The sequence below is a fragment of the Streptomyces sp. McG3 genome, assembly GCF_018619185.1.
In the GTDB taxonomy this organism is placed as follows: Bacteria; Actinomycetota; Actinomycetes; order Streptomycetales; family Streptomycetaceae; genus Streptomyces.
This window is the reverse complement of record NZ_JAAXYC010000263.1, coordinates 1-11,479: the sequence shown is the minus strand read 5'-3', so window position 1 is coordinate 11,479 and position 11,479 is coordinate 1. Positions and strand designations below refer to the sequence as shown.

Below are 11,479 nucleotides of genomic sequence, written 5' to 3'. Positions count from 1 at the left end.
GTCTTCGGCGGGGCCGGGGCCTTGCTCGCCGGGGCGCTCTTCTCCGGGGTCTTCGGGGCGGTGGGCGCCTTCGCCTTCCGGGACGGGGTGGCCGCCGGTTCCTTCGGCGTGGCGGGGGCGGCCGACTTCGACGGCGTCTTCGAGGGCGAGGCCGAGGGCGTCTTGGACGGTGTCGTCGACGGAGCCTTGCCCGGTGTCCCCGGGCGCTCGGAGCCCCGGCTGGTCGGCGAGGCGGACCGGTCGGCCGGCGCGGTGGAGCTGCCACCCTGCGTCAGCAGGTCCGGAGCGCCGCCGGTGCGCACCTGGTCGGCGGCGGTGGTGTTGCCGGAGGTGTAGGTGTCTCCGCCGGGAATCAGCCCCGAGGCGACGGCGACCGCGCCGACGGCCACGGCGGCCGAGACGCCGAGGAGTCCGGTGCGGATCGGCACGGTGGACTTCTTGCGGCGCGTGCCCCGGCGTCGCGAAGCGCCCCCGGCCGCGGGTTCTTCAGCGGCGGGGCCTGCGGCGGATCGTCGGTGGCGTCCCATGCGCTGTGCCTTCCTGCTACTCCGGACGTCCTGGCGACGTCGCTCGACTGCCCCGTTGATCGAATTCGGTGGCATGCCGGGTGAATGTCGCCGCTTGATCGACTTTCCGCCGACACCCATCCGATGCTCACCCGATCGAGTGAGGCTGTTCCGACGGGACTGTAGCCCATGGCCGAAAGGGGGCGACGTGCTTCACGGGCAATTGGCCGGTTAGCGTTCGGGCATGAACGAAGAAGCGCGCCTCGTCGTCTGGGTACGCGGCCGGGTACAGCAAGTAGGCTTCCGCTGGTTCACCAGGGCAAATGCTTTGGAGATCGGCGGTCTCATCGGGTTCGCCCTCAATCTGGACGATGGCAGGGTGCAGATCGTGGCCGAAGGGCCGCGTGAGAATTGCCACCGCCTGCTGGACTGGCTGCGGTCCGACGACACACCCGGGCGCGTGGACGGAGTCACTGAGATCTGGGACACCCCGCGCGGTGGATACGACGGATTCGCCATCCGCTGATCCCGCCCCGCGCGGGCCCGTCGGAACCGCTCGGTGAACGCCGCGCGCCGAACAGTCACCGGAACGCCCATTCGGGCCCCGCACCCGAAATGACCTGCGACGGGACCCGGCGGCGGCCGATGGTTGCCAGATACGGGATGTCGTGCAAGGCTGCGGCATTGACGAAGATCCGCACACCCCTCGGGGTCCCGCAGGAGAGTCGCGCCGCATGATCGTCCGGCGGCGCGCCCCCGGGACGCCCGGGTACACAGGGTGTGATCGTGTTGACCGTCAAACTTTTTGGTGAGACGCTGAAAACCCCGCGCACCTTAGCTGTTCGGTAGAGCTGATTAGCAGCATAACCGCAGTGGTGACAGAGCCCTGCCGAGCACCGCGGGTGCGATCCCCAGACGACCCACACCGCATCGGTCGGTCACTCATTGTGGAGGACCATCCATCATGGCAAAGGCGCTTCTCGGTTACGTCGGCGGTTCCGACCCGCGACTCCTCGCCGAGATGCGACGGCTCCAGCAGCGCGTCCAGGACCTGGAATCCGAGCTCAACCGGATCCAGGACGAGAACGACGCGCTCAACGCCGCCGCCCAGCACCAAGAGTCGCTGCTCGACAGCATCGACATCGACGTACCCCAGGGCGAGCCTGCGCTGACCTGACCATTCTGGCCCCATCGGGCCGGTCGGGCCGGGCACGCTCAGTAGCCTCGGAACATCTCTGATTCGTTCTGCGTCACGGATCGCCGTCCCCGAACACCGGGGTCCCCGCATCGCCGGGGACGTCGTTGTCCGGTCGTTCTGCGATGCACGGCGCAGGACCGGCAGCTGGATTCACGCAGACATCAGCAAGATTCACAGGGACGCCTCGGCGTCCCTTTTTCTTTGCCCGGCCCCCGCCCCGGACGTACCGGCCTTCGCTTACCGTCTGATGTGCCCTGCACCTTCATCAGCGAAACCGAGAGCGAAAGGTAGAGTCCGGCGGCGTGCACCTCAAGGCCCTGACCCTGCGTGGTTTCAAATCGTTCGCGTCCGCCACCACCCTGCGGTTCGAACCGGGGATCACCTGTGTCGTCGGTCCCAATGGATCCGGCAAATCCAATGTGGTGGACGCGCTCTCCTGGGTCATGGGGGAACAGGGCGCCAAATCCCTGCGCGGCGGCAAGATGGAAGACGTGATCTTCGCCGGGACGACCGGGCGGCCCCCGCTCGGCCGCGCCGAAGTGTCGCTGACCATCGACAATTCCGACGGCGCATTGCCCATCGAGTACGCCGAAGTGACGATCACTCGGATCATGTTCCGCAATGGCGGCAGCGAATACCAGATCAACGGCGACACCTGCCGGCTGCTCGACATCCAGGAACTCCTCTCCGACTCCGGCATCGGCCGTGAGATGCACGTCATCGTCGGGCAGGGCCAGTTGGACTCCGTGCTGCACGCCGACCCGATGGGCCGCCGGGCCTTCATCGAGGAGGCCGCGGGGGTCCTGAAGCACCGCAAGCGGAAGGAGAAGGCGCTGCGGAAGCTGGACGCGATGGGCGCCAACCTGGCCCGGGTCCAGGACCTCACCGACGAACTGCGCCGCCAGCTCAAGCCGCTCGGCCGGCAGGCCGCCGTCGCCCGCCGGGCCGCCGTCATCCAGGCCGACCTGCGCGACGCCCGGCTCCGGCTCCTCGCCGACGACCTGGTGACCCTGCGGGACGCGCTGCGCGACGAGATCGCCGACGAGGCGGAGCTGAAGAAGCTGAGGGACACGGCCGAGGCCGAGCTGAGGACGGCGCTCGCCCGCGAGGCCGAGCTGGAGGGCGAGGTGCGCCGGCTCGCGCCCCGGCTCCAGCGCGCCCAGCAGACCTGGTACGAGCTGTCGCAGCTGGCCGAACGGGTCCGCGGCACGATCTCGCTGGCCGACGCCCGGGTGCGCAGCGCCTCCGGGGCGCCCGCCGAGGAGCGCCGGGGCCGCGACCCCGAGGACCTGGAGCGCGAGGCCGCCCGGATCCGCGAGCAGGAGGCGGAGCTGACGGCGGCCCTGGAGGCGGCCGAGCACGCGCTGGAGGACACCGTCGCCCACCGCGCCGACCTGGAACGCGAGCTGGCCGCCGAGGAACGCCGGCTCAAGGACGCGGCCCGCGCCATCGCGGACCGGCGTGAAGGGCTCGCCCGGCTGAACGGCCAGGTCAACGCGGCCCGTGGCCGGGCCGGTTCGGCACAGGCCGAGATCGACCGGCTGGCCGCCTCGCGCGACGAAGCGCGGGAGCGCGCGGCGAGCGCCCAGGAGGAGTACGAGCAGCTCAGGGCCGAGGTCGAGGGGCTGGACGCGGACGACGAGGAGCTGACCGCCCGCCACGAGGAGGCCAAGCAGGCCCTCGCCGAGGCCCGGGCCGCCCACAGCACGGCGCGCGACGAGGCGACCGCCGCCGAGCGCAGGCGGGCGGCGGTCGCGGCCCGGCACGAGGCGCTGGCCCTGGGGCTGCGCCGCAAGGACGGTACGGGCGCGCTGCTCGGGGCCCGGGACCGGCCGGCCGGTCTTCTGGGCCCGGCCGCCGAACTGCTGACCATCGAGCCCGGCTACGAGATCGCGGTCGCCGCCGCCCTCGGCACGGCGGCGGACGCCGTGGCCGTCACGGACCCGGCCACGGCCGCCGACGCGATCCGGCTGCTGCGCGAACGGGACGCGGGACGCGCGGCGATGCTGCTGGGCGCGGACCTCGCGGACAGCGTGCACGGCGCGGACCTCGCGGACAGGGCTGCCGCCGCGCCCCGTCACGTACCGGAGCAGGCACCTGTACGGGAGGCGGCGGAGAAGCCCGCGCCCGCCGTGCTGCCCGCGCAGGGGGGCACGGAACCCGGGGCGGCGGCGCGGAGTGGCACGGACGCCGCGGCGCACCCGGCGGGCCGTGCCGGGACGACCACCGTCCTCGCCGCGCCCGCCGTCGCCGACCTGGTGCGCGGGCCCGCCGCGCTGCTCGGGGCCGTACGCAGCCTCGTACAGGACATGGTGGTCGTCGGGACGCTGGAGGACGCCGAGGAACTGGTGGCCGCGCACCCCGGGATCACCGCCGTGACCGCTGAAGGCGATGTGCTCTCCGCCCACTTCGCCCAGGGCGGGTCGGCCGGGGCGCCCAGCCTCCTGGAGGTGCAGGTCTCCGTCGACGAGGCCGCCGCCGAGCTGGCCGACCTCGCCGTGCGGTGCGAGGAGCTCGCCGGGGCCCAGCGGCTGGCGGGGGAGCGGCGCACGGAGCAGACCGCGCTCGTCGAGGAGCTGGGGGAGCGCCGCCGGGCGGCCGAGCGGGAGAAGTCCGGCTTCGCCCAGCAGCTCGGGCGGCTCGCCGGGCAGGCGCGGGGCGCGGCCGGCGAGGCCGAGCGCATGACCGCGTCCGCCGCCCGCGCCCAGGAGGCACTGGAGCGGGCGACGGAGGAGGCCGAGGAACTGGCCGAACGGCTGCTGGTCGCCGAGGAGGCCCCGGCCGATGAGGAGCCCGACACGTCGCGGCGGGACCGGCTCGCCGCCGACGGGGCCAACGCCCGCCAGACCGAGATGGAGGCCCGGCTCCAGGCACGTACCCACGAGGAGCGGGTCAAGGCGCTGGCCGGCCGTGCCGATGCGCTCGACCGGGCCGCCCGCGTCGAACGGGAGGCGCGTGCCCGTGCCGAACAGCGCCGGGCCCGGCTGCGGTACGAGGCCGAGGTCGCCTCCGCCGTGGCCTCGGGCGCCCGTCAGCTGCTGGCGCACGTCGAGGTGTCCCTCGTACGGGCCGACCAGGAGCGGACGGCGGCCGAGGCGGCGAAGGGCGAGCGGGAGCGTGAGCTGGCCGTCGAGCGTGACCGGGGCCGGGGGCTGAAGGGCGAGCTGGACAAGCTCACCGACTCGGTCCACCGGGGCGAGGTGCTCGGCGCGGAGAAGCGGCTGCGGATCGAACAGCTGGAGACGAAGGCCCTGGAGGAGTTGGGCGTGGAGCCCGCGGGGCTGGTCTCCGAGTACGGGCCGGACCAGCTCGTGCCGCCGTCGCCCGCCGCCGAGGGCGAGGAGCTGCCGGAGGACCCGGAGCATCCCCGTAACCGGCCGAAGGCGTATCTGCGGGCCGAGCAGGAGAAGCGGCTGCGGTCGGCCGAACGGGCGTACCAGCAACTCGGGAAGGTGAATCCGCTTGCCCTGGAGGAGTTCTCGGCGCTGGAGGAACGGCACAAGTTCCTCTCCGAGCAGCTTGAAGACCTGAAGAAGACCCGGGCCGATCTGCTCCAGGTGATCAAGGAGGTCGACGAGCGGGTCGAGCAGGTCTTCACGGAGGCCTACCGGGACACCGCCCGTGAGTTCGAGGGGGTCTTCTCGCGGCTGTTCCCCGGCGGCGAGGGGCGGCTCGTCCTGACCGACCCGGAGAACATGCTCGCCACCGGGGTGGACGTCGAGGCGCGTCCGCCGGGCAAAAAGGTGAAGCGGCTCTCCCTGCTGTCGGGCGGCGAGCGGTCCCTGACGGCGGTGGCGCTGCTGGTCGCGATCTTCAAGGCCCGGCCCAGTCCGTTCTATGTGATGGACGAGGTCGAGGCCGCGCTCGACGACACCAACCTGCAGCGGCTGATCAGGATCATGGCGGAGCTCCAGGAGAGTTCCCAGCTGATCGTGATCACCCACCAGAAGCGGACGATGGAGGTCGCCGACGCGCTGTACGGCGTGTCCATGCAGGGCGACGGGGTCTCGAAGGTCATCAGCCAACGACTGCGCTGACTTTTTACCGAATCATCAGAAGTTCAACGCACCTTTTGTGCACTCCTGGGTAGACGGGGATCGACCCGCTGTTTGACTTCGCTTCTTGAACGCATAGCCTCTGCGAAGTTGATTTCGCCTTCAAGTGGTGGCGGGCCGAATGTTGTGCCCCACTGGGAAGGCTCACCCCCCACGTCTGACTTGCGGCCAGGCATCAGGAGTTCACGTGACCAGCACTGCGAACGGACCCGAGTCCGGGGCCCGGGCGGCCCATCCGGACCACCTCGGCCATGTCATCTTCATCACCGCGGCCGCGGCGATGGGCGGCTTCCTCTTCGGCTACGACAGCTCCGTCATCAACGGGGCCGTCGAGGCGATCCGCGACCGGTACGACATCGGCTCCGGCACGCTCGCCCAGGTCATCGCCATCGCGCTGATCGGCTGTGCGATCGGTGCGGCCACCGCCGGCCGGATCGCGGACCGGATCGGCCGCATCCGCTGCATGCAGATCGCCTCGGTGCTCTTCACGGCCAGCGCGATCGGCTCCGCGCTGCCGTTCGCGCTCTGGGACCTGGCGATGTGGCGCATCATCGGCGGCTTCGCCATCGGCATGGCCTCCGTGATCGGCCCGGCCTACATCGCCGAGGTCTCGCCGCCCGCCTACCGCGGCCGGCTCGGCTCCTTCCAGCAGGCCGCGATCGTCATCGGTATCGCCATCTCCCAGCTGGTGAACTACGCCGTCCTCCAGATCGCCGACGGCGACCAGCGCGGCAAGATCCTCGGCCTGGAGGCCTGGCAGTGGATGCTCGGCGTGATGGTCGTCCCGGCCATCCTGTACGGGCTGCTCTCCTTCGCCATCCCCGAGTCCCCGCGCTTCCTCATCTCGGTCGGCAAGAAGGCCGAGGCCCGCAAGATCCTCGAAGAGGTCGAGGGCAAGAACATCGACCTCGACGCCCGGGTGGCCGAGATCGAGACCGCCATGCACGGCGAGCACAAGTCCTCCTTCAAGGACCTGCTCGGCAACCGCTTCTTCTTCCTGCCCATCGTCTGGGTCGGCATCGGCCTGTCGATGTTCCAGCAGCTCGTCGGCATCAACGTCGCGTTCTACTACTCGGCGACGCTGTGGCAGTCCGTCGGCATCGACCCGACCGACTCGTTCTTCTACTCGTTCACCACGTCGATCATCAACATCATCGGCACGGTGATCGCGATGGTGCTCGTCGACCGGGTGGGCCGCAGGCCGCTCGCCCTCGTCGGCTCGGTCGGCATGGCCGTCGCGCTCGCCGTCGAGGCGTGGGCGTTCTCCGCGGACCTGGTCGACGGCAAGCTGCCGACCACGCAGGGCACGGTCGCTCTGATCGCCGCCCACGTCTTCGTGCTCTTCTTCGCCCTGTCGTGGGGTGTCGTCGTCTGGGTCTTCCTGGGTGAGATGTTCCCGAACCGTCTGCGCGCGGCCGCCCTCGGCGTCGCCGTGTTCGCGCAGTGGATCGCCAACTGGGCGATCACCGCCAGCTTCCCGAGCCTCTCGGACTGGAACCTCTCGGGGACGTACATCATCTACGCCTGCTTCGCCGTGCTCTCGATCCCCTTCGTGCTCAAGTTCGTGAAGGAGACCAAGGGCAAGGCGCTGGAGGAGATGGGCTGAATCCCCCGCTGCCCCTCTCCTCGAACCGCGCGGCCCCGGCTCACCGAGCCGGGGCCGTCGGCTTCTCCGGGGCCAGGGCCTCGCAGAACAGCCGCAGGCTCCGCCACCCCTCCTCCACCGGCATCCCGCCGCACAGCGGGTGCAGCACCAGGCTCTCCGCCTCCAGGGCCTTCAGCCCGTCCGGCGTGACGATCCGGTAGACGCCCTCCTCGCGCAGCCCCGCAACCGTCGTCGCCGCCGAGCGGACGGCCGAGCGGATGTCCTTGGACTGCCAGGAGGCGTACGTCCGCGCCTCGTGCAGCAGATGCTCGCCGTACTCCGCCCAGGTACGGTCCGGGTCCTCGGAGACGTGCAGCAGCGGTGTGCGCTCCGCGGGCATCATGCAGAAGCCCTCCGTCCCGTGGACCGCGCGCTGATCGTGGTAGTACGCCTCCAGCTCCGGCAGATGCGCGCTCGGGAACAGGGGCAGCCCCAGCCGTGCCGCCCGCCGTGCCGCCGCCCGTGAGCTGCCGCCGACCAGCAGCATCGGGTGCGGGCGCGTGTACGGGCGCGGGGTGACGCGTACCGTACGGCCCCGGTACGAGAACGGCTCCCCGGTCCACGCCGCCAGCAGCGTCTCCAGCAGCTCGTCCTGGAGCCTGCCGCGCCGCCCCCACTCGACCCCGGCCCGCTCGTACTCCTCGGGGCGGTAGCCGATCCCCGCGACCGTCACCAGCCGGCCCGCGCTCAGCAGGTCCAGCACCGCGATGTCCTCCGCGAGACGCAGCGGATCGTGCAGCGGGCCGATGATCGCCGAGACGGTCACCGCGATCCGGCGGGTGGCGCCGAAGACCGCCCCGGCGAAGGTGAACGGGGAGGGCAGCCAGGAGTTCGCCACCCCGTGGTGCTCCTCGGTCTGCACCGTGTCGACGCCGTGCTCGTCCGCGTACGCCGCCATCTCCAGGGCGGCGCGATAGCGGGCCGAGAGCGATGCGGGTGCGGCTTCTGGATCGACGAGATTGAACCGGACCACTGTGAAGGCCATCGGAGGTGTCCCTTCGCCGAGGCGGGCAGGCGGGCAGTCTGACGGGCGGGCGGCACCGTAGCTGACGTAGCATCAGATGTGTAGAGGGCGGTGTTCGAATTACCGCCAAAAGGTGCATATGGCCTCGATGGATCGCCGGGGGGTCAGCAGGGGCCGCGCCCGCGGCACCGCCGTGGCCGATACTGGACGGGTTATGGAACTCGTCGAAATCGTCATCCTCGCTGTAGTCATCGCCCTGGTCGCCGTCGGCCTTGTCGGCGGGCTCGTGGTCGGCAGCCGCAAGAAGAAGCTGCCGCCCCCGCCGCCGAGCGCGCCGACCATCACTCCTCCCGCCGAACCGCAGGTCGGCGAGGAGGCCGAGACGCCGCGCGACGAAGCGCGGCGCACCATCGACGAAGTCGGCCTCCCGGACGCCACCGCGCCCGCGGAGGAGGCCCCGGTCGCCGAGGCCCCCGCGCCGCCCGCGCTGGAGGTCCCCGAACCCACGGCCGGCCGGCTCGTCCGCCTGCGGGCGCGGCTCGCCCGCTCGCAGAACTCGCTGGGCAAGGGGCTCCTCACCCTGCTCTCCCGCGACAACCTCGACGAGGACACCTGGGAGGAGATCGAGGACACCCTCCTCACCGCCGACGTCGGCGTCGCCCCCACCCAGGAACTGGTCGAGCGGCTCCGTGAGCGCGTCCGGGTGCTCGGCACCCGCACCCCCGAGGATCTGCGCACCCTGCTGCGCGAAGAGCTGATCGCGCTGCTCGGCCCGGACTTCGACCGCGAGGTCAAGACCGAGGGCGGCGCCGAGACCCCCGGCGTCGTCATGGTCGTCGGCGTCAACGGCACCGGCAAGACCACCACCACCGGCAAGCTGGCCCGGGTGCTCGTCGCCGACGGCCGCAGCGTGGTGCTCGGCGCGGCCGACACCTTCCGTGCCGCCGCCGCCGACCAGCTCCAGACCTGGGGCGAGCGGGTCGGCGCGCGCACGGTCCGCGGGCCCGAGGGCGGCGACCCGGCGTCAATCGCCTACGACGCGGTCAAGGAAGGCATCGCCGAGGGCGCGGACGTCGTCCTCATCGACACGGCGGGCCGGCTGCACACCAAGACCGGCCTCATGGACGAGCTGGGCAAGGTCAAGCGCGTCGTGGAGAAGCACGGCCCGCTGGACGAGATCCTGCTCGTCCTCGACGCCACCACCGGCCAGAACGGTCTCGTCCAGGCCCGGGTGTTCGCGGAGGTCGTGGCCATCACCGGCATCGTCCTCACCAAGCTCGACGGCACCGCCAAGGGCGGCATCGTCATCGCGGTCCAGCGCGAGCTGGGCGTACCGGTGAAGCTGATCGGCCTCGGTGAAGGGGCGGACGACCTCGCCCCGTTCGAGCCGGGCGCCTTCGTGGACGCCCTGATCGGCGACTGACCCCCCTCGCATCCGTACGGCGGACGGGCGGCGGCTCCTGTGAGGAGTCCGCCGCCCGTCCGCCGTTCTTCCGTGCCCGCCGTGAGCGCTACGAGCGGTGGCAGACGTACGCGAGTGTCCCCAGCAGCAGACGCGCCTGCGGGGGAGCGGCCGCCGTGTCCAGCAGCGGGGGCCGCAGCCAGCGGACCGGGCCGAGACCGCCGAGGTCGGAGGGCGGGGCGGTGATGTGGGTCCCCGGGCCGAGGGCGCGCAGATCGAGGCCCGCGTCGTCCCAGCCCATCCGGTAGAGCAGCTCGGGCAGCTCGGCGGCGGCCCCGGGGGCGACGAGGAACTGCGCCCGCCCGGTCGGCGTCACCGCGACCGGCCCCGACGGCAGCCCCATCCGCTCCATCCGCACCAGGGCGCGCCGCCCGGCCCCCTCCGCGACCTCCAGGACGTCGAAGGCGCGGCCCACGGGCAGCAGCATCGCCGCACCCGGCGTCCGGGCCCAGGCGTCCGACGCGCGGTCCAGGCCGGTGCCCGCGGGGACCTCCCGGGCGAAGTCCAGCGGGTGGGCTCCCGGGGCCGGGCAGGCCGGCTCGCCGCACGAGCAGGAGCCGGCACCGGCCCGTGCTCCGGGCGTCACCGCCCAGCCCCACAGCCCCGTGTACTCGGCCACCGTCGTGCCCTCGGCGCCGCGGTGGCGTCGCCGCGCACCGGATCGCATCTCCCGGATGTCGCCGATCGTGAAGCCCATGCCCCCTCCAACGGGTCCGGCTGGTCGGTGGTTACGACCCGCGTCGCTCGGGTAACCCTCCGTCGCTGAAACTCGATCGAGTGGCGTGCGCGGTAGTGCGAAAGGGAGTGCGCCACGGAGTGCGCGCCCCCGAGTGCATCCGTTCGCTCGCTCTCGGTCCTGGTTGCCCAAGTCAAGCGCGCTCAGCGGCGGTCGGGTTCATTCGAAGGGGTGGCGAATGGTGGCGTTTCCTCAATCCCCCTCGCGGGAGGGGTGATCGTAGGATTACCGTCGGTACACGAACCCTGGGAGTATGTGCACCCACGGGTATGCCGCGGGCAACCCGATTTCCTGTTCGATGACGTTCGGTGATGTCGGTGAGATCGATGGGATCTCAACTCCCTTACGGACAGCACCGAAGCACGGCATTCTGATAATGGTTCGCGCGATGAGGTTTCGGCGGGATGGGGGCGTTCCAGTGAGTGGCAGCGGCGCAGGCGACACGGATGCCGGGAAGCGTCCCAACGGGCAGTTGGGGTCGTGGTTCGTGCGCAGTGGCTGGTCCAAGGGCGAGCTGGCACGTCAGGTGAACCGGCGGGCGCGGCAGATGGGCGCCCTCCACATCAGCACCGATACCTCCCGGGTGCGGCGCTGGCTCGATGGGGAACAGCCGCGCGAGCCGATCCCGCGCATCCTCTCCGAGCTGTTCTCGGAGCGCTTCGGCACCGTCGTCGCCATCGAACAGCTCGGTCTGCGCACCGCTCACCAGTCACCCTCGGTGGCCGGAGTCGACCTGCCCTGGGCCGGTCCCCAGACCGTCGCCCTGCTCAGCGAGTTCTCCCGCAGCGACCTGATGCTCGCCCGGCGCGGCTTCCTCGGCAGCTCGCTGGCGCTGGCCGCGGGGCCCGCCCTCATCGAGCCGATGCAGCGCTGGCTCGTGCCCGTACCCGCCCGGAGCCCCGGCGAGCCGGAG

General features: G+C 71.6%; 7 protein-coding genes and 2 pseudogenes. 6 read left to right on the top strand and 3 right to left on the bottom strand.

Features of this window, described 5'->3' with window-relative positions:
* Positions 1–527, bottom strand: a pseudogene (locus HET64_RS30220) (CAP domain-containing protein); the annotation flags it as partial.
* Between the two features lie 223 nt (positions 528–750).
* Here HET64_RS30220 and HET64_RS30215 point away from each other — a divergent pair.
* The 4 genes from HET64_RS30215 (at position 751) to HET64_RS30200 (ending at position 7,365) form a co-directional block, all read left to right on the top strand.
* Positions 751–1,032 (top strand): acylphosphatase, encoded by a 282-nt coding sequence (locus tag HET64_RS30215; protein ID WP_026291025.1) that lies wholly within the window; start codon positions 751–753, stop codon positions 1,030–1,032.
* 438 nt (positions 1,033–1,470) lie between these two features.
* A complete protein-coding gene (locus tag HET64_RS30210; RefSeq protein WP_003965973.1) occupies positions 1,471–1,683 on the top strand; it encodes a hypothetical protein in 213 nt (70 codons plus the stop codon).
* A 323-nt stretch (positions 1,684–2,006) separates the two neighbouring features.
* Positions 2,007–5,741, top strand: a complete 3,735-nt coding sequence (locus tag HET64_RS30205; protein ID WP_215110328.1) for an AAA family ATPase — start codon at positions 2,007–2,009, stop codon at positions 5,739–5,741.
* Between the two features lie 205 nt (positions 5,742–5,946).
* Positions 5,947–7,365: a sugar porter family MFS transporter gene (locus tag HET64_RS30200; protein ID WP_215110327.1), complete on the top strand. Its 1,419-nt coding sequence runs from the start codon at positions 5,947–5,949 to the stop codon at positions 7,363–7,365.
* Between the two features lie 40 nt (positions 7,366–7,405).
* On the opposite strand, the gene HET64_RS30195 is transcribed toward HET64_RS30200, so the two are convergent.
* Positions 7,406–8,389 carry an LLM class flavin-dependent oxidoreductase gene (locus tag HET64_RS30195; protein WP_215110326.1) on the bottom strand — a complete coding sequence of 328 codons (984 nt, stop codon included), beginning with the start codon at positions 8,387–8,389 and terminating at the stop codon, positions 7,406–7,408.
* Between the two features lie 193 nt (positions 8,390–8,582).
* Between HET64_RS30195 and ftsY the strand changes: the two genes are divergently transcribed.
* Positions 8,583–9,791: a signal recognition particle-docking protein FtsY gene (gene ftsY, locus HET64_RS30190; protein WP_215110325.1), complete on the top strand. Its 1,209-nt coding sequence runs from the start codon at positions 8,583–8,585 to the stop codon at positions 9,789–9,791.
* A gap of 88 nt (positions 9,792–9,879) precedes the next feature.
* Here the strand turns inward: ftsY and HET64_RS30185 are convergent, their stop codons facing one another.
* Positions 9,880–10,527 (bottom strand): bifunctional DNA primase/polymerase, encoded by a 648-nt coding sequence (locus HET64_RS30185; protein WP_215110324.1) that lies wholly within the window; start codon positions 10,525–10,527, stop codon positions 9,880–9,882.
* Between the two features lie 457 nt (positions 10,528–10,984).
* Here HET64_RS30185 and HET64_RS30180 point away from each other — a divergent pair.
* Positions 10,985–11,479: pseudogene (locus HET64_RS30180) on the top strand (hypothetical protein); the annotation flags it as partial.

Coding starts and splice junctions, on each gene's coding strand:
- HET64_RS30215 (WP_026291025.1), top strand. CDS start 751: ATGAACGAAGAAGCGCGCCTCGTCGTCTGGGTACGCGGCCGGGTACAG.
- HET64_RS30210 (WP_003965973.1), top strand. CDS start 1,471: ATGGCAAAGGCGCTTCTCGGTTACGTCGGCGGTTCCGACCCGCGACTC.
- HET64_RS30195 (WP_215110326.1), bottom strand. CDS start 8,389: ATGGCCTTCACAGTGGTCCGGTTCAATCTCGTCGATCCAGAAGCCGCA.
- ftsY (WP_215110325.1), top strand. CDS start 8,583: ATGGAACTCGTCGAAATCGTCATCCTCGCTGTAGTCATCGCCCTGGTC.
- HET64_RS30185 (WP_215110324.1), bottom strand. CDS start 10,527: ATGGGCTTCACGATCGGCGACATCCGGGAGATGCGATCCGGTGCGCGG.